Annotated in this window: 17 protein-coding genes and 1 pseudogene; 8 read left to right on the plus strand and 10 right to left on the minus strand. The window is 49.7% G+C overall.

The features are described from left to right. The first annotated feature begins 260 nt into the window (after positions 1–260). Positions 261–1,286 carry a LacI family DNA-binding transcriptional regulator gene (locus NYE26_RS25310; protein WP_036732636.1) on the plus strand — a complete coding sequence of 342 codons (1,026 nt, stop codon included), beginning with the start codon at positions 261–263 and terminating at the stop codon, positions 1,284–1,286. Between the two features lie 241 nt (positions 1,287–1,527). Here the strand turns inward: NYE26_RS25310 and NYE26_RS25315 are convergent, their stop codons facing one another. Next, positions 1,528–2,544: a ketoacyl-ACP synthase III gene (locus tag NYE26_RS25315; protein WP_036732566.1), complete on the minus strand. Its 1,017-nt coding sequence runs from the start codon at positions 2,542–2,544 to the stop codon at positions 1,528–1,530. 204 nt (positions 2,545–2,748) lie between these two features. Between NYE26_RS25315 and NYE26_RS25320 the strand changes: the two genes are divergently transcribed. From NYE26_RS25320 to NYE26_RS25335, 4 genes are all read left to right on the plus strand, one after another. Continuing rightward, positions 2,749–3,318: a TetR/AcrR family transcriptional regulator gene (locus NYE26_RS25320; protein ID WP_051478698.1), complete on the plus strand. Its 570-nt coding sequence runs from the start codon at positions 2,749–2,751 to the stop codon at positions 3,316–3,318. Between the two features lie 12 nt (positions 3,319–3,330). Further along, positions 3,331–3,840, plus strand: coding sequence for a flavoprotein (locus NYE26_RS25325; protein ID WP_036732563.1), 510 nt, complete (start codon positions 3,331–3,333; stop codon positions 3,838–3,840). Next, a complete protein-coding gene (locus tag NYE26_RS25330; protein WP_036732560.1) occupies positions 3,837–4,475 on the plus strand; it encodes a hypothetical protein in 639 nt (212 codons plus the stop codon). Before NYE26_RS25325 ends, NYE26_RS25330 begins: the two co-directional genes overlap by 4 nt. 350 nt (positions 4,476–4,825) lie before the next feature. Continuing rightward, a complete protein-coding gene (locus NYE26_RS25335; protein WP_036732557.1) occupies positions 4,826–5,239 on the plus strand; it encodes a hypothetical protein in 414 nt (137 codons plus the stop codon). Positions 5,240–5,578: 339 nt separating this feature from the next. Here the strand turns inward: NYE26_RS25335 and NYE26_RS25340 are convergent, their stop codons facing one another. From NYE26_RS25340 to NYE26_RS25365, 6 genes are all read right to left on the minus strand, one after another. After that, complete coding sequence (locus tag NYE26_RS25340; RefSeq protein ID WP_339251015.1) at positions 5,579–6,922, minus strand: glycoside hydrolase family 28 protein; 1,344 nt, start codon at positions 6,920–6,922, stop codon at positions 5,579–5,581. A 101-nt stretch (positions 6,923–7,023) separates the two neighbouring features. Continuing rightward, positions 7,024–8,133: a glycoside hydrolase family 88 protein gene (locus tag NYE26_RS25345; protein WP_036732550.1), complete on the minus strand. Its 1,110-nt coding sequence runs from the start codon at positions 8,131–8,133 to the stop codon at positions 7,024–7,026. A gap of 113 nt (positions 8,134–8,246) precedes the next feature. Then, positions 8,247–9,122 carry a carbohydrate ABC transporter permease gene (locus tag NYE26_RS25350; protein ID WP_036732546.1) on the minus strand — a complete coding sequence of 292 codons (876 nt, stop codon included), beginning with the start codon at positions 9,120–9,122 and terminating at the stop codon, positions 8,247–8,249. A gap of 21 nt (positions 9,123–9,143) precedes the next feature. Further along, positions 9,144–10,112: a sugar ABC transporter permease gene (locus NYE26_RS25355; protein ID WP_339251019.1), complete on the minus strand. Its 969-nt coding sequence runs from the start codon at positions 10,110–10,112 to the stop codon at positions 9,144–9,146. A 116-nt stretch (positions 10,113–10,228) separates the two neighbouring features. Next, positions 10,229–11,788, minus strand: a complete 1,560-nt coding sequence (locus tag NYE26_RS25360) for an extracellular solute-binding protein (protein ID WP_339251021.1) — start codon at positions 11,786–11,788, stop codon at positions 10,229–10,231. 1,006 nt (positions 11,789–12,794) lie between these two features. Further along, entirely contained in the window at positions 12,795–13,091 is a 297-nt protein-coding gene (locus NYE26_RS25365; protein WP_339251023.1) for a hypothetical protein, read from the minus strand. A gap of 197 nt (positions 13,092–13,288) precedes the next feature. On the opposite strand from NYE26_RS25365, the gene NYE26_RS25370 reads away from it, so the two are divergent. Further along, a complete protein-coding gene (locus NYE26_RS25370; protein WP_339251025.1) occupies positions 13,289–13,495 on the plus strand; it encodes a ribbon-helix-helix protein, CopG family in 207 nt (68 codons plus the stop codon). A gap of 141 nt (positions 13,496–13,636) precedes the next feature. Then, a pseudogene (locus NYE26_RS25375) lies at positions 13,637–13,921 on the plus strand (DUF6809 family protein). Between the two features lie 105 nt (positions 13,922–14,026). On the opposite strand, the gene NYE26_RS25380 reads toward NYE26_RS25375, so the two are convergent. Continuing rightward, positions 14,027–14,449, minus strand: a complete 423-nt coding sequence (locus NYE26_RS25380) for a GNAT family N-acetyltransferase (protein WP_339251027.1) — start codon at positions 14,447–14,449, stop codon at positions 14,027–14,029. A 252-nt stretch (positions 14,450–14,701) separates the two neighbouring features. Between NYE26_RS25380 and NYE26_RS25385 the strand changes: the two genes are divergently transcribed. Continuing rightward, entirely contained in the window at positions 14,702–15,844 is a 1,143-nt protein-coding gene (locus NYE26_RS25385; protein WP_339251029.1) for a Fic family protein, read from the plus strand. A gap of 96 nt (positions 15,845–15,940) precedes the next feature. On the opposite strand, the gene NYE26_RS25390 is transcribed toward NYE26_RS25385, so the two are convergent. Both NYE26_RS25390 and NYE26_RS25395 read right to left on the minus strand, forming a co-directional pair. Next, the gene (locus tag NYE26_RS25390; protein WP_339251031.1) at positions 15,941–16,105 is read right to left on the minus strand and encodes a hypothetical protein; all 165 of its coding nucleotides are present in this window, start codon (positions 16,103–16,105) and stop codon (positions 15,941–15,943) included. 445 nt (positions 16,106–16,550) lie between these two features. Then, positions 16,551–17,948, minus strand: coding sequence for a transcriptional regulator (locus NYE26_RS25395; protein WP_339251033.1), 1,398 nt, complete (start codon positions 17,946–17,948; stop codon positions 16,551–16,553). Positions 17,949–17,974: the final 26 nt, after the last annotated feature.

The following is a 17,974-nucleotide window of genomic DNA, read 5'->3' on the forward strand; positions in this document are numbered from 1 at the left end:
GCTGCCTTCAAGTTGCTCTCAGCTCAATCTAAAGTACCCTCAAGCCCTCTGACCGAAATCGGTTTCGATTTTCTCCGTGCCATTCCTCTAAACGCAATTAACCTTTGACTTGTTTCGGCAAGTTGAATAGACTCTAGAAAGGACTGCTGTTTGACAGCAGAGAGTGTCCAAGTGAACGGTCAGTAGCCTTGATAAACCCTGGCATACCCGTCTTTTGGCCCTGTTATAACTATGAAGCGGGGGTGAGCATAGCCATGCAAATGAATATCAAAAAAATCGCCGAAATGGCCGGGGTCTCTGTATCGACTGTCTCCAAAATCATGAATAATTACAGCGATGTTTCCGAAAAAACGAAACGAAGAGTGCTCGAAATCATCGAACAAACCGGATATACCCCCTCAAGCTCCGCCAAGACGCTGGCTACCAAGAAATCGAATCTGATCGGGGTTATTTTTGCCGGTGAGCTAAATGTGGAATTTACCCATCCTTTTTTTGTTGAGGTGCTGAATTCGTTCAAGAAGCAGATGGGGGTTCTGGGGTATGATCTGATTTTCTTCTCGAATGAGAAGTTCATTAACAGCGGCGATTACTACTCGCGTTGCCTGCATTTCCATGTGGACGGCTGTGTCATTATCTCGGGAGAACAGATGGAGCCTGCGATACAGGAACTCGACCGGAGCCATATTCCCTGCATCGGCGTTGACCTGGAGCTGACCGGCAGGAAATCCGGCTATGTCATGTCAGACAATTACCAGATTGCCTCCAAAGTGGTGGAGCATTTCTACCTGCTCGGACACCGGGAGCTTGGTTTCATAGGCAGCAGAGCGGATTCGGATATCTCCAACCGGCGCGAAGCAGGGTATGTCAGAGCCATTGCCGGCTTCGGCCTGGTCATGAATCCTAAGTGGTTCGTGCATGGTGATGATTTCTTCGAGCCCAGCGGGTATGCAGCAATGAACTCGTTAATTGAATCGGGAGATTTGCCAAAAGCGGTCTTCGCCGCCTCCGATCTCCTCGCCCTCGGCGCAGTCCGCGCCTTGAAGGAGCAGGGTCTGCGTGTTCCTGAGGATGTAGCTATCATCGGTTGTGACGATATCGAGGCCTGCCAGTATACCAGCCCTACGCTGACTACCATCCGCCAGAACAAGGAACGCCTGGGTGTGCTCGCCGCCCATATGCTGTTCGATCTCATCAATAACCAGTCTGAAGGCGGCTCATTTGTAGTTGAACCGGCGCTGATCGTCCGTGAATCCTGCGGCAGCGGGCTGAACCGCTTGAACCGCTGAACGCCTAAACCACTGGATCGCCGTAACGCTGAACTTCTGCCTTTCCCGGATCTGCCCTTCAATCCCTCCCCTCCAGCCCAGAACAATAGCTTGGCTGCATTCCGCAACTACCTGAGAACGCTTTCGATACTATAATCGCTCATTTACCGGACAGCTTCAAGGCACCGTTTTTCTGGTTTTGGGGACCATTTTTCGGCTTGGCCCCCGTATTAGCCTGTCCATGCTCTCTATCCTGGCCGCATTACAGCGGAGTAGGCTCAGCCACCTGAGGGTCCAGCGACAGTCTGACCAGTTGGCCCGCATGGGTAAGACCCGCACCGAAACCGTACAGCAACACCTGCTGGCCGCTGCGCACCTTCCCTTCGCGGATGCCCAGATCCAGCGCAAGCGGAATACTGGCTGCCGAGGTATTACCGAAGGCTTCAAGACTGTATAATGCCTGCTGCAGAGGATAGTTCAGCCGTTCACAGATGGGTTCAATCATCCGCAGATTGGCGCTGTGCGGGATGAACCAGTCTACTTCCGCAATATCTGCTCCGGCGTTCTTCAGCACCTGCTGTACTCCCTGCGGAACCGTACGGACCGCCCACTTGAATACTTCCCGGCCATTTTGCACCAGCAGCCCTGTCCCGGAGAGCTCCACTCCGTTCACCTTCTCCGCCAGCCCTGTGCGATAGACATGCTGCGCTCCGCTTCCGTCACTCCCGAGATGGTATCCCATGAAGTCGTCCTGCGTCCCGCTCCCGCTGCGCTCCACCAGCACAGCCCCTGCTCCATCCCCGAACAGAATGCAGGTACTGCGGTCCGTATAATCTGTGATCTTGGATAGCGTATCGGCACCAATGACCAGCACCTTATGATGCAGTCCCGAAGACACCAGCGCGTGAGCCGTATGCAGAGCATATACGAATCCGGCGCACGCGGCGCTCAGATCGATCGCTCCCGCAGTCAGCGGAATGCCAAGGGTATTCTGCACAATGGACGCTACAGATGGAAAAGAGAAGTCTGGCGTGCTGGTCGCCACAAGCACCATATCGACATCCTGCACACTTTTGCCATAACGCTTCATCATATCCCGGACGGCAGCTGCACACAGATCACTGGTATATTCATCCGCGCGGCTGATTCTGCGCTCCCGGATACCCGTCCGCTGCACAATCCACTCATCATTGGTATCCACCATCTGCTCCAGATCCTGATTCGTAAGTCTGCGGGCCGGCACGTAAGATCCGATCGCTGTTATTTTTGCACCTGTCATTAGATCCACCTCAGCTTTTGATTTTATTAGTATCTGATATTAGTACTTGGTACTAATTATAACCTGCTCCTGACTATTTTGCAAAATGTATACCCGGAATCGCCCAGCAGCAATCAAATCTTAACATTGTAAAGATCACAAACACATGCTACAATCTTTACAATGTTAAGATGACAGACAAGTATGAAAGGAAGAATGCATACCTTGAAAGATAAACCTTACCACCGCGGCAATTTACGCAACCAGCTGATCGAAGCTGGCATCAAGCTGATTAACTTGGACGGCATGAATAGCTTTTCCCTGCGCAAAGTAGCCGCCGAATGTGCAGTCAGCCATACCGCTCCCTACAGCCATTTTAAAAATATAGATGAACTGGTAGCCGCCATGGGGGAGCATGTCACGAGCCAGTTTATGGACACTCTGCATGCCTCGGTTCAAGGCCAGGAGGGGAACCCTGATACGATTATTCTGCTGGGGCAGGCCTATATTGATTTTTTCATAGAGCATCCACAGTATTTCCAGTTTCTGTTCTACCATTCAGGCATCGTTATTGATCTGGACAACTACGATTCTGACAGCTATCCGCCATTTGCCCTGTTCCGGACAACGGTCTATGAAGTGTTCCGCAGCAGCGGGCTGCCGGAGTCGGAATTCACCAAGCACCTAGTTACACTCTGGTCCATGGTGCATGGAATTACGGCTTTGCTTACTAATAACGGAGTGCGTTATTCTGGCAACTGGCGCGATCTGCTGGAGCTTAAATCTATCTTTTAGGGAGATGAAGTCTTGAGAACGATCATACACGATCTGCAGGAGCAAGAATTCGCGGGCTGGCTGGGGGATACGGCGCAAGAGGAAGTAACGGTCATCTCGGATAGCGGTGCGATCCGTTCGTGCATGGGCTGCTTCGGCTGCTGGACCCGGACTCCCGGGACATGCGTCATTAAGAGAGATGGCTACGACAATCTGGGCGAGCTGTTCTCCCGCAGCGATGAGCTCATGATCATCAGTAAATGTATGTACGGCAGCTATAGCCCCTTTGTGCTGAATGTGCTGAACCGGAGCCTCTCCTACATGCTGCCCTATTTTGTCACCACACACGGGGAGACACATCACCGGCCCCGCTATAAGCACCAGTTCAAATTATCCGTACATTTCTATGGCAGTGACCTTACGGAGGGTGAGCAGCATACGGCCCGAATGCTGGTCGCGGCAAACGGCCTGAATCTGTATTCGTCAGAGAACAATGTCTATTTCCACACCAGCCCGCAGCACATTAAGGAGGCCCTCCAATGAACATCGCGCTGATTAACGGCAGCCCCAAGCCAAACGGCAGCAACTCGGGCATACTGCTGTCCATGCTGGAGCCGCTGATTGCGGACGGGAACGAACTGCACCCCTATACGCCGAATAAAAGACCGCTCACTCCTGAAGAATACAGCGAGCTATGCCGCATGGATGTGCTGGTTCTGGCCTTCCCCCTGTATTATGACGGAGTTCCGTCACACTTGTTCCAGCTGCTGGTTACCCTGGAAGGATATTTGAAGACCGAGCGCGAACGGGAGATTTACGTCTATGCGCTGATTAACAACGGCTTCTACGAGGGACAGCAGAACCACATTGCGGTGGAGATCCTTAAGAATTGGTGCACGCGCGCCGGTGTTCACTTCGGGCAAGCCATAGGCCAAGGCGCCGGGGAAATGCTGGGCTCCCTGGATAAGGTGCCTCTGGGCCGGGGGCCGCTGAAGAATCTGGGCCGTGCCATGCATAGCCTGGCCGAGAGCATCCAGTCCAGAAGCGCCGGGGAATCCCTGCTCTTCAGCCCGAACTTCCCCCGCTTTGCCTGGAAATTCTATTCCACCCGTTCCTTCTGGCACCGCACAGCCAGGGAGAACGGACTGAAGCCGAAGGATCTGCGGCGGCGGATGTAACGAATACTGTAACTAATTGCATACTGGCGGTGGCGGGCTGCCGTACCCGACTAAGGTACAAGTGGAGGACTAAATTTAGGACTTAATTAGGACTTAATTGCACTCCGTACATCTAAATCACCTGATATTCCTCCGATGATACGTTTAGTTGTATTTCGTACACCTAAATTCCACCAATACCGGCCTTATCCCCCATTCAGGCAGATTTAGTTGTACAAACTACATTTAGAAGCGGCGAACCTTCCTTTTCACTGTTTTTAAATGTACAGAATGCAACTATCACTTTGTTTGTTTTTTTGCAATCGTAGTATAGAATACCTGTTACATAGTCTGCCAAAAAGGGGATGCTTATGAACAGGATAGGAAAGTTATTATTAGCACTTATAATGATAATCACTGGGTGTAGTAGATTTAACCCCATGCCTTTACCAGAAATGAGCGCTACTTTGGAGACTGGTGAAGTTGTTCCTGTGGATATTAGTACATATAGTTGGGGTGCCAAAGAATTATACGGTGGTCCATGGGAAGCTATGGAGGAGAAAGATCCCGAGATCATTCCTGGCGGATCTACAATTAATATACAATTTGACTCTACACCTGATTCCATACTAATAAGAGAACACTTTAGTAAATACAAGTTCAAAGATATAACCGATTCTAACCAATTTAATATCCCGGATGATAAAGGGACCTACATTTATGGAGTAATGGCTACTTGGAAGAAAGGTTCCGCGATTTATGCCTTAAAAATTCAAGTTGAATAAGAAGCACTTAAGTTTTGAACTTGAAGCTTCACCGTCACTGCGGTGAACATTTGGACTTCCGGCCGCTGTTGTCCCCAGATTTCTTGATTAATATCGCTGTTCGCGAGTGAAATTCGGTGACAAAGGTGGTCGCTACCGCTCCTACAGTTCCAAATTTCCCCTCCGCTTCTTTTGCTTTTTGTTTATTTCTTTAGTGCTTTTTAATATGAATAGTACAACTTTTATTATCCCCAAAGAGCCCGGGCCCCTAACAGGACCAGGCTCTTTGGCATACCGCTATCTTGCTGAATTTAGAGTATTTCATCTCCAGTAATTCGGCGGCCCATTGGCGTTACATTCTCACTTCACCGGCAACTCCACACTAACCTCCTCCACCAGCTTCTCCGGCTTGACCGTGTTCCTGGAGCGGCAGTTCAGGAACTCCACTTCTTCCCCATTCTCAACATAAAAGGCCGGGCCGTCATGGTTCTCAATTGTGACCTGCTGGAACTGCACCTCGCGGACATTGCCGAGGAAGAAGCCCCGGCGCTGCATGTCCTGAAGTCCTGCCATCATATCCGGCTGGCCGGGTACCGCGTGCTCCGCCATCGAGATATCGATGTTGGTGAAGGTGATTTCCGAGACGGCCTGCTCCGCCAGCCCGTACAGGAATCCCGCCGCTGCATGGACATTGCGGGCCGTAATATTGGCATAATGAATCCGCCGGAACTGTGGGGTCTCCTCCGTCACCGGATACGGGTTCTTGTCCCAGACGTATTTCTCCTTGCCCCGGGGCCCACAGAAATAGTAGAGATTCAGCGTGAAGGGACAGATCACATCCTCCATCACAATATTGCTGATCCGGATATCCTCAATAATTCCGCCCCGTCCCCGCCGGGATTTCATGCGGATGCCGCGGTCCGTCTGCTTAAATACACAATTGCTGATCGTCACATTGCGGATATCGCCGCTCATCTCACTGCCCAGCACCACCGCTCCGTGGCCGTGAACCATCACGCAGTTCGTAATCGTGATATTCTCGCAGGGAATCCGCTCCTTAGTATCCTCGGTGCCTGCCTTAATGGCAATACAGTCATCGCCGACATCGATATGGCAGTTGCTGATACGCACATCGCGGCAGGATTCGGGATTGATTCCATCGGTATTCGGCGAATCTGCCGGATTCAGAATCGACAGATTATCGATCATCACATTGCTGCAATTAATCGGATTCACCGTCCAGCTTGGGGAATTCACCAGCGTCAGATCGCGGAGCGTCACCCGTTTGCAATCATCGAAACCAATTAGTCTCGGACGGGGATACTCCAGCTCTTCCGGGCGGCTGCGGTGCTTTTCCCACCAAGGTTCTCCATTCCCGTCAATGGTTCCGCTCCCGGTAATCGAGACATTCCTCAGGCCCGCTCCGTAGATGCAGGCGGCATGAACCTCCCGCTTCACCCCTTCCCACCGTGATTCCACGGCAGGATAATCCGCCGGATCGGTACTGAAGGACAATACCGCACCGGGGCTGACATGCAGCTCAATATTGCTGTATAGACGGATTGCGCCGGTCAGGAAGGTACCGGCCGGAATATATACCGTTCCGCCACCGGCACTGCGTGCTGCTGCAACCGCGTCCGCAATCGCTTGCGTTGCCGGTACTCCGCTGTCCCGCTGCGCTCCGTAGTCCACTATGTTATACACTGTCCACCTCCATTCTTGTCATCCGCTGTCGGGCTGATCCAGGCAGCTTCCGGCTCTATTGTGCCTATGTCTGAACCGGCAGCCCTCTAACTCCACTCCGCTTATGCCGGATACAAATCCTGCATCTCCACACAGGCCATCACCAGCGCGCCCACGCCATGCAAATCATTGCTGACCTTCGGACGGGTTACATAGTTACGGTAATCTCCCGCCGAGGTTCCGATGCAGATATCCGGCAGCAGCAGCCGGCCCTGCTCATCCCACTGGAGCACCTGAATTAAGCCTTCGTAGCCTTTACGCGCTGCTTCCGCCGCTTCATCCGCAATTTCAGCCGGAAGGATACCCAGCTTCACTGCTCTGGCAATCGTGTAGACGAACAGACAAGAGCCGGAGGTCTCCAGCCAATTATCAGGTTCATGTCCCTTATCCACCACCTGATACCACAGGCCGCTCTGCGGGTCCTGATAACGGATCAACGCCTGTACGAATCCGCTTAGCTCGGCTGCAAGCTCGGCCCGTCCTGGATCAGTCTCCGGCAGTTCATCCATGAACTGTGAGACGGCAAGCCCGTACCAGCCAAGCGAGCGGCTCCAGAATTCCGGCGAGCAGCCGGTGGTAGGATTCGACCATGGCATGCGGCGGCTCTCATCCCAGGCATGGTAGAGCAGGCCGGTTGCCTCGTCCTTCATGTATTTGCGCATCAGGCGCTCCTGGTGCAGCACCTCGGCCCGCAAGGCATCGTCTCTATAAGTATTCGCGTACTTCAGCGAGAACACCCCGGCCATGTACAGCCCGTCCAGCCACATCTGGTGCGGATATTTGTCCTTATGCCAGTACCCGCCCTCGGAGGTCCGGTTCAGCGTCAGCAGCAGATGGCGGAGCTTGAACGCAGCCTCCCGGTATTTCCGCTTACTGGTCCGTTCATACAGTGTGAAGAGCAGCAGCCCCGCCTGCACGGCATCCAGCTCATCCCGGGCAAAGTCGAAATTCCCCTGTTCATCCACCAGATCATCCACATACTGCTGGATATAATGGATGTAGCGGTCCTCCCGGAGCGTCTTCCACAGCAGCTCCATCCCGCACAGGAATACGCCCTGATGATAATGCCAGCGGTGCGCAGGCGGGAGTTCTCCCGCCTGATACGTATCCATTAATGAATCACAGGCCTTTTGTGCCCATTCAATCGGTGTTTGCGGCAGACTGCCTATCATCGTAATCCCCCTTCAATTGGTCAGAATATCCGGCGGCCCCTCTATCTCAGCGACCCTCCTTCCATCCTTCCATCCTTCCATCCTTCCATCCTTCATCCTTCAGCCGTCAGTCATCAGCCCTTCATCGAGCCCAGCATCGCACCCTTGGCAAAATGCTTCTGCAGGAACGGATACACCATCAGAATCGGCAGCGTAGCGACCACGATAACCGCCATCTTGATCGTCTGATCCGGCGGCGGAACCGTGCCGTCCAGTGTCGCACTATGATCCATCCCGCTGGCCAGCACGACAATCTGCCGCAGCAGGACCTGAATCGGCCATTTGGCGCTGTTATCCAGATAGAGAATGGCGCTCATATAAGTGTTCCAGTACGTCACGGCGTAGAACAGAGAGATCGTGGCAATCGCTGGCAGCGACAGGGGCAGCACGATTTTGAACAGAATCCCGAAGTCATTGCAGCCGTCAATCTTGGCCGATTCCTCCAGCCCCTCCGGAATGTTCTGAAAAAAGTTCTTAAGTATAATCATATTGAACGCACTGATCGCGGAAGGAAGAATCAGCGCCGCATACGAGTCGATCAGCCCCAGCTCCTTCACCACGAGGAACGTAGGAATCATCCCCCCGTGGAACAGCATCGTGAACACCACCAGGAAGTTGAACACCCGGCGGCCGTCCAGATCCTTGCGGGAGAGACCGTAGGCCATCAGCGCCGTGATGAACATACTGAACAGCGTGCCTATCAGCGTGACTCCAATCGATACCCCTAGGGCTCTGAAGATCGTATTCGTGGAGAAAATAAATTTGTACGCCTCTAAGCTCCATACCTTCGGAATCAGCACAAACTTGTTGGCAGCCAGCTCAGCACTGGTTGTGAAGGAGCCTGCTACCACGTGGATGAACGGCAGCACCGTTACCAGTGCGATCAGGGCAAGCAGTATAAAGTTGACGGCAGAGAATAGTCTGCCGCTGAATGTGCGGTCTTCTACCATTTGAATTCCTCCTGCGGCATTTTAATATACGCCTTCTTCTCCTATTTTCTTGGACACCTTATTGACGGTCATGACCATGATCAGGCCCACAATCGACTTGAAGAAGCCGATGGCTGTACTGTAGCTGAACTGCCCTTGCCGCAGACCGGCGGTGTAGACATACGTATCGATAATTTCCGCAACCTCGCGGTTCATGGAGTTGAGCAGCAGGTAGACATGCTCGAAGCCCAGGTCGAGAACGGAACCGATTTTCAGAATAAACAGGGTGATGATCACTCCCCGGATGGCCGGAAGCGTAATATGCCAGACCTGTCTGAGCCGTCCGGCTCCGTCCATACGCGAAGCTTCATAGAGCCCCGGATCAATAGCCGCAATGGAAGCCAGATAGATAATCGTCCCCCAGCCTGCTTCCCGCCAGATAACCTGAAGGATATACATCGGCCGGAACCAGCCCGGACTCAGCAGGAAATTGATCTTGGCGAATCCGAAGTAAGCCAGCAGCTCGTTGATAATCCCCCCGTCCATCGTCACCATGACGAAGGAGATCGAGACGACGATAACCCAAGACATGAAGTGGGGCAGATACACCAGGGTCTGGAAGAATCTTTTGAAGAAGGTGCCTCTGAGTTCATTAAGCATCAGGGCCAGAATAATCGGAATCGGAAAATAAATCAGAATATTCATCCCGAACAGAATCAGCGTATTGGCTAATATGTTCAAGAAATCAGGCTCGGTGAACAGCCGGCTGAAATGCTTCATGCCCACCCATTCGCTCCCGGTAATCCCTTGGTAAGGCTTGTAATCCTGGAAGGAAATAATCAGTCCGTACATCGGCAAGTATTTGAAGATAATGAAATACAGCACGCCGGGGATGAGCATGACATAGAGCAATTTGTTGCGCCACAGCCGCTTCTTCAGCTCACTGCTGCTCTTGTATTTCTTCGGCTGCGGTTCGGGAACTACGCGGGGCGGGGCGGATACTTCCTGCATGATTCTCTTCCTTTCTCTGTAAATTATTCTATAGTAGAAAAAAAGGCTGCCGGAGCGCTAACCCGGGGCAGCCCTCTTCCTGTGTTCAGTCCGCTGTTATCGCGGCTGCGCTCTGTTTATTTTTTGTACGCGGCATTATATTCTTCGATGATCTTCGCCCCGCCCCGGCTCTTCCAGTTCTCGACTTCCTTCTCGAAGCCGGCCTTATCAAGCTGACCATACATGTACTTATATGTGGCATCCGCAATAATCTGCTGAAGCTCAACGCCCTTGGACGTATAGGTAGCCGAGTCGAGCGCCGCCGTAGGATCTGCGACCCCGTATTTCACGTTCTCCAGCACCAGCTCCTCTGCATGAATCCGGCCCGGCAGCACGTTTAAGCTCTGGTACATACCGTTCGTTTCGTATTCGCCGATGACGCTGTCCTTGAAGCCTTTGACCTCACGCTCGATCAGCTCTTTATTGTCGGTCGCTTTGGCCTTGCCGTCCACCACGGTATAGTGTGTGCCTTCAATGCCCCAGTACATCAGGTTCGATACTTCAGGAGTCATCATGTAGTCAAAGAACTTCAGAATCTTCTTCAGCTCCGCTTCATCCTTCACCGCCGATTTCGGGAACAGCACGACGTTGTTATAGCCGGGAATCATCCACTGGGCGAACTTGCCGTCAGGTCCAGCCACCATACTATGCGTATCCAGCACGGCATCCGGCACGTTCTTGATCAAGTCTTTGTTCAGGGAATCGATGTCCTGCATCGAGCCGCCGATATAGAGCCCGGCTTTGCCGCTGGTGAACATATTGACCGCATCCGTCTTGCTGGTTGCTGCGAAGTCCTGGTTCATGTAACCGCCTTCACGCAGCTTTTTGAAGAAATCCATAGTATCGATATATTGCGGAAAAGTGAACTCTGGCGCAAGCTGGCCATCCTTCTCCGCCCAGTTGTTCGGGGTGCCGAACCAGGAGGAGACGGTTTTGAACGCACCATACACCAGCTCGTTGCGGTCAACAACACCGATGGTATCCTTTTTCCCGTTGCCGTCCGGGTCCTGCTCGGTAAAAGCCTTAGCCATCGCGAACAATTCCTCCGTGTTGGCCGGTGCTTTCAGTCCCAGCTTATCCGCCCAATCCTTGCGGTAGATGATGCCCTGGCGGGCCAGCGGACGGCCGATATACAGGGTATACAGCTTGCCGTCGACCTTGGTGTTGTTCAGGATCTCCGGCTTCAGCTTGTTCAGGTTCGGGAATTCGCTGAGCAGCGGACCGATTTCCCAGAACTGTCCGTCCTTAATCGCTTCCTTCATCTGCAGGAAGGTCGTCTGATTCTTCAGATACGTCACCTGCGGCAGGGAGCCTGTGGCGAACGAGGAGTTCAGCTTCTCCTCATACGTATCGGCCGGGAAGAACTGGTAGGTCAGCTTCGTATTCGTCAATTTCTCCACTTCATTCTTGATCGTATCCGGTGGAGTATCTGTCGTATTCAGCGGCAGCATAATCTTGATCTCTGTCGGCTTCTCCGGCTCTGCGGCCGGGTCCGTGGTTGCGGTTGTGTTGGTCCCGGTGCTGGCGCCCGGGTCTTTCGTGGCTGCCGCCTCTTTGTTGTTGTTACCGCCGCAAGCGGACAACACGCTGAGTGTCAGCAGCGAGCTTAGGAGCAGGGTGAAGGATTTTTTCGTCATTCCTCTTTGACCTCCGTTTAACTTGTATTGGTTACAAGCCTCACATTACGCTCTGCGCTGGATTACGAAAACAATCATTTGCTCATAAAGGTGCGCAGCGGCGGGAGGTGTGGGTTAATGATTATCGTGTGATGGGGGGATAGGCATTGAAAGCTAAGTGTGTTGGAGCGATGGTCGAGCAGCGGCGGGCGGTATTGAGGTGCAGCTGCGAGGGGCGGGATTGCGGTGCATGGCGGGAGTGGCTGGGGGCGGGACTGCGCTGGCAGGGCACGAAGCGGCGGCGGGCGGGACTGCGCTGGCAGGGCGGGTGCGGCGGTGGGCGGGACTGCGCTGGCAGGGCGGGTGCGGCGGTGGGCGGGACTGCGCTGGCAGGGCGGGTGCGGCGGTGGGCGGGACTGCGTTGCGGGTGGGGGTGGCGGCGGGCGGGACTGCGTTGCGGGCGGGGAGCGGCGGCGGGCGGGACTGCGTGAGCTTTGGACTTCCGGCCGCTGTTAGGTTTGGATTTCTTGATTCGGACCGCTACTAGCGGTAGAAATCCAAACCTAAAGGCGGACGCTACCGCTCCTCCAGTTCCAAACCTCCCTCCGTCCCTTTCTGCCGCTCCAGAGGTAGGTCCTTTCAACGTATATCCTTGATAGGGGAGCAAAGGGAATAGCCCCGCCGCTTCGCGCGGCGGGGCCTTGGATCACAAGCTGCGGGTAGAGCGGTGAAGCAAGATGCGGCGGCGGGCGGGACTGCGTGGCGGGCAAGGCGGCGGGGCTTCGTTGGATAAGAGAGCTGATTAGTCTGCTATTACTCAAAATCCTGCACAAATTACAACATTCCGCTCGTAAAACTAACTATATTCGAAAAATGTTGCAGAAAAGGCAGCATTCTTTCTCTTCTAAGCAGCCCACAGAGAAAATTCCTGCATTTCGTGCAACATTCCTTTGTAGTGTCCTGACATGGGTAACTCAGAGATGTATTATCTGTAACATTTTAAGGAAACAAATTAATGTACGTTGTTCTAAAGATCATAGTTAGGTACGTATTCAAACCGAATAGATAAATTTCCTTCCGCATCATATCCCCAATAAGCGAAGACATAGCAATTAGAATATTTATCTGTATTCTGTTCTAATCTTGCGGCTTTTACAGCTTCTACATCGTGAGCATCCACTAGCCAACCGCTTAAGTCTTCGATATACCAACCATGTTCATTATTAGCGCAATCATTCCCTTCTCCTGAATCAAGCACAAATTCTTTTCCAATCTCACGTGCCTTTGAAATAACATAATCCATATATTTGTCACTTGGCTCCAAAACCTTACCTCCTATGAAGGAAATGGTGTGTAGTTCACACTGAAATAAAAAAAGGGCATCTAAACTTATTTCCAGTCTCCATAACATCTATGCTTGTCTAGGCATATAGTTTCATCAAAGTTAGCAGCATTTCGCATAAGAAGGTAGGGGAAATATGAAGGAACTCATTGACTTTTTGTCCGGTCAACAATATATTATTGTCAGGACAAAAAAAGGGTGATGAAATGTCCGCTAAAAAGATTGGGCGTCCACTATCTGATAATCCCAAAAGCAAAAAGATTGAAATACGTGTCGATCAGGAAATTCTGAGCAAGCTTGATGCTTCTGCAGAAAAGCTTAATATGTCACGTTCCGCAATCGTTCGCAAGGGAATTGAAAAGGTGTTTGACGAGCTCCAAAAATAAAAAAAGGAAGCAGCGTAAGTCCCAAGAAGAACACGCTGCTTCCTAACCACACATCCGCTTGGATAAGCAGACTGCATAAATATCCTACCATGTGCAGGAAGCTCATTCAAGCGATGCGATGAACATAATGGGAGGACAAACATGAAAACAATTTTAGAAGCCCTGTACCATGGGAAGCTTCAACCCAGTGAGACCATTGTGCCATCACATCCAGAATATCGTTCCGCATGCAAACTGGTAGCAGCAGAGACACAGCAATAGCGCGAACGGTTGGGCGAGGAAGTGTTTAGAGAGCTGGAGGAATATTTGGACTTGTGCGACAGCGTGAACAACATGCATGTAGAAGCTGCCTTTCGTCATGGGCTCAAGTTGGGGGCAAACTTATTAATTGAAGTTACAGGTGATCGGGAAGCACTATTACCTTAAGGGGCATCCATCTATTCACGGACAATCCGGTCAATCATAGACCGGATTGCCCCGGATTCGATATATAATCGACTGGCCCGTATCATTCCCGGGAGAAGTGCGGCATTAGACCAACTCTGAAATAAACATAGGCGTAGCTCCATGCTCACTCGAAAATCCACACTTATAATAAAATTCCACTGCACTCGGATAAGAAATTAGCACTTTATTTTTATATTCTTTATATCGATCGAGCATAGTGGTCATCATTTCTCTACCTACTCCTTTCCCCTGGTAACTGGGATTGATAAGCATATAATGGAAATACACTGTTAAAATACCATCAGACAGAGCATTTACCAGGCCAACGAGCTTTTCTCCATCCCAAGCCGCCACAATGGAATGAGAGTTTTGAATTGCTTGCAGAAGCTCATTCGGATATTTCCCGGACTCCCAATTGACCGATAGAAATAACTCTTGAAGCGCCTCCTTAGTGATAAACTCAATATTTGAAGCGTAACGGATACTCATCTCAGCACCATCTTTCATTCATGTTGGTTAGATACAGATCTTTTCCTCTGGTCAGATTAACATTGAACAGATATAAAGATAATGGAACGTTTGAAGAAATATTTGTACTAATCAGCATAGTTCTAAAGAGTGTCTTCGCGCGGCGGGGACTTAGTGTAGACTGGTTTAACAATATAAAACCATGTACATAATAGATGTAATCGAATACAATAAAATTAGCTTTAAACCCTTGATATTATTGAATATCAAAGTGTAAAAGGTGGTGTAATAGTGACTTACGTATTTGCATATAAACATTTCGACAACGCAAAAGACAGGTTAGTGTATCAGCCGAACATAAATCCTTTTGATTACGAGATTCAGCAGCTTATTTTAGAAGCGGAGAGGAATATAGGTGCATTAGCAAGACTCGGCTTAAAAAGCCATCCTTTAACGCCCACTATTTTACGTAACTCTTTGGTTAAGACAGCACATTTCACTACCAAAATCGAACAGAATAAACTGGAATTCAAAGAGGTTGAACAGCTTTATCAAAATTACAAAAAAAATCCAATGACGATTAAACAAAAAGCTCAAATCGAAGTTAAAAACGTTTTTGAAACTTATGAGTACCTGTACACCTTAAATCCAACCCTTGACTTTTCAGATATGGATGAGTCTGTACTAAAGAAAATACAATATATTTTAATGAAAGAATTGACCGGTTATCCCGAAGGATATAGAAATATTCCCGTAGCTCTTCATGATGGTGATGGACATGTCAGTTATCAACCGCCAGCCTTTAATGAGGTCCCGCGTCTCATGCAGGCTTACTTCGCTTGGCTATATACCAGCGTAACCGGATACAGTAACCCGTATGATACTGCAAATGCTGATTTTAATAAAAAGCTCCATCCACTCATCATTTCTGGAATAACTCATCATTTAATTGGCTACATCCATCCTTTTCCTGACGGTAATGGAAGAACCGCTCGTGCATTTTCTACCTTGGTCGGGTTGATTCATAGTGATTTAGCCACCATTAAGGATGCATTTAGTGTTGAGGAATTCTTCGATAAAAGAATTGAAGATTACTATGATACGCTGATGGAGGCCACACAAGGTAATTTAAAACCATTCATTGTTTTTTATCTGGAGTGCGTAAACGCATCACTTACGAAGGTTCTTAGACAACTGCAGCGTTACGATAAAATCAAACATACTCGTGAATTGCTGGGCAAAGGACATGCCAAAACGATGTTTGAGTGGATTAGCAGGATGGAGGATGGAGAAGTTTTCCATAGACAATTATTTGATAATACACTGGATGCCTCGTCCTCAAGTATTGCGAAGAATATTTCAAAACTTAAAGAACTGGGCGTAATTAAATCAGGTAAGGGCCGCGGAGAATACATCGTCTGTATCACAGATTAGTCCCATATCTAGGCCCCACCGCTGAAGCGGCGGGGCTGCTTTTGCATCAACAGCTCCATTCTGGAGATGAGGATATTTCTGCAATTCGTTCATTGTTTAAGTCACATTCTTTCCTTGCTCCATCTGTTGAATGGATTGTTTTAACCATTTGACGTTGGACGGGTTATAGAAAGGATCAGTCTGAGTTGTGATTTCAAAAGGAATTCCGCTTCTTTTTTTCAAGTCTTCATCAATCCGAATATTGATATTGGTTTGAGCCATGCTAAACACCTCCTTCATAAGTATTGTTTACATCGTAAATTAAAACAGGGTCAATCTGCTGCAAAGGTTCGCCAATAATGCGGATCTTTTTTTAATTAACATATACAATTTAGGTAAATAAGCTTGACTGATGTTACTGAAAAATCCCACCACAAGAAGCTGTAGCAGGACTTTAAGTTAAGCTTATAGGATGATACTGTTCTAAGGGTTGGAGGAATTAATCAGCCTTCCCCGTGATTGAATAGTGAAATTCCAGGAGAGCCAGGTACGTTTGGCCCTACTACAATCGGTACTAAAACAATGCTAAGAACCGTAAGAAGTATAACGACCCTTTTCTTCATGAGAATCTCCTCCCAAAATAAGCTAACCGTCACCATGAGTATATAAAGTTATGCCAGAGGAAATCGGTATGCTTGGCACTGTCACAATTGGTACGAAAATAATACTAAGAACCGTAAGAAGTATAATTGCCTTTTTCTTCATGAGAACTCCCTCCCAAAAGTAAAGTATGATATTGCTCCCTTATCTCTTGACTGGCAATACTTCTAAACCTTTCAAACAGAGTTACACTTTCCAGTATATACTTCTCATTGTTTATCAGCTGGAAATTTTTTATTGTTTTTAACAAAAAATCAAAACCTTTAGGATGATCACCTTTGTGTAAATGGTAAAATGCAAGTTCATACATTAATGTAGCCCGACGATCAAGTGCCAACTTCCGGTTATATCTCCCCACTATTACTTCATCAATATCTGCTTGAATTTCTTGATTGAAATAATTTAGTATATCATCAACATTTAATTGATACTTATTGGCTACCCTAACAACATTTAGAAGCCCAGTTACCTGCTCTTCTTTATGCTTCTCTATATAGATTTTATATCGTTTAATAATTTCCTTTTCCCCGCTCCAAAGTCTTGCTAGACAAGTATTAGCTTCAGACCATTCCTTAAACAGACTCTTCCAATGCTCAGCCTCAGCCCCCTGTTCTCTCACCCAGTTTAAATCAGTATACCGGCTTATGTAACCCAAAGCTCCCTCATAGTCACCCTGCTCATCACAAACATTACCCCGCAACAAGTCACTGTAGGCGATATAGAAAAACAGCGGTCTGCCGGGGAGCTTCGCGGGTTCTGATGCTCTTTGTTCGTGCTGGACCTTCAGGTCATACTGTATCCTAGCCTTATGCCCCATCTTGGCAGCATATTCATCGACCTTATCCCAGCGCTGTAAAGACCGGTATGTATTGGCAAGCTCTTTGAGTGCATCGAGCTGATCGACTTCATCCAACCGTTCCACAAAAGGCTCGAACCGGTTGGCAGCCCACAGGTTCCGGTTCTGATCATCACTGAGCGTAATGGTAAACAGCCTGAACTGGCATAGCGCCAGCCGCTCTGAATGCTGATAGCGTTCGGCTTCGGCGACAATCTCGTAAATTGCGGCGGCAGCTTCCTTTTTCCCGTCCATAAACAATTCTTCTGCACTATCAAACAGCAGGGGGGCGTACGCCAGATTGTCCATAATATGGCGGGCCATTCGTTCAATACAGTCCAGCTTGTTCAAGTCGGCACAGCGGAGGAGCATCGGTCCAATCCTCCGCCAGTCGGAAGAGCCGCCGATAATATAATCATTGATGTACAAGTCATAGAAATATCCTTCCTCTTGTCCCATGGCCAGAGTAATCCGGTCCAACTGCTGCATCGCAATAGGCCGGTGCCCACGAAGGATATTGCTGAGTGTCCCGGAATGAAGCTGAGAACACTTGGCGAATTCCGTAATCGTCAATTCCTTATGCCGCAAATACTCCTCCAGTTCCGATAATATAGTAGTCGTTGCCTGCAAGTCCTAACCACCCTTCCTCTTCAATT

Origin of the sequence: Paenibacillus sp. FSL P2-0136, from assembly GCF_037975325.1 — a bacterium.
GTDB classification, from domain to species: domain Bacteria; phylum Bacillota; class Bacilli; order Paenibacillales; family Paenibacillaceae; genus Paenibacillus_AQ; species Paenibacillus_AQ silagei.

What these genes read in the sequence shown, in the direction of transcription:
- NYE26_RS25380 (WP_339251027.1), bottom strand. Translation starts at nt 14,449, where the DNA reads ATGAAAGATGGTGCTGAGATGAGTATCCGTTACGCTTCAAATATTGAG.
- NYE26_RS25330 (WP_036732560.1), top strand. Translation starts at nt 3,837, where the DNA reads ATGAACATCGCGCTGATTAACGGCAGCCCCAAGCCAAACGGCAGCAAC.
- NYE26_RS25350 (WP_036732546.1), bottom strand. Translation starts at nt 9,122, where the DNA reads ATGGTAGAAGACCGCACATTCAGCGGCAGACTATTCTCTGCCGTCAAC.
- NYE26_RS25335 (WP_036732557.1), top strand. Translation starts at nt 4,826, where the DNA reads ATGAACAGGATAGGAAAGTTATTATTAGCACTTATAATGATAATCACT.
- NYE26_RS25345 (WP_036732550.1), bottom strand. Translation starts at nt 8,133, where the DNA reads ATGATAGGCAGTCTGCCGCAAACACCGATTGAATGGGCACAAAAGGCC.
- NYE26_RS25315 (WP_036732566.1), bottom strand. Translation starts at nt 2,544, where the DNA reads ATGACAGGTGCAAAAATAACAGCGATCGGATCTTACGTGCCGGCCCGC.
- NYE26_RS25355 (WP_339251019.1), bottom strand. Translation starts at nt 10,112, where the DNA reads ATGCAGGAAGTATCCGCCCCGCCCCGCGTAGTTCCCGAACCGCAGCCG.
- NYE26_RS25310 (WP_036732636.1), top strand. Translation starts at nt 261, where the DNA reads ATGAATATCAAAAAAATCGCCGAAATGGCCGGGGTCTCTGTATCGACT.
- NYE26_RS25360 (WP_339251021.1), bottom strand. Translation starts at nt 11,788, where the DNA reads ATGACGAAAAAATCCTTCACCCTGCTCCTAAGCTCGCTGCTGACACTC.
- NYE26_RS25390 (WP_339251031.1), bottom strand. Translation starts at nt 16,105, where the DNA reads ATGGCTCAAACCAATATCAATATTCGGATTGATGAAGACTTGAAAAAA.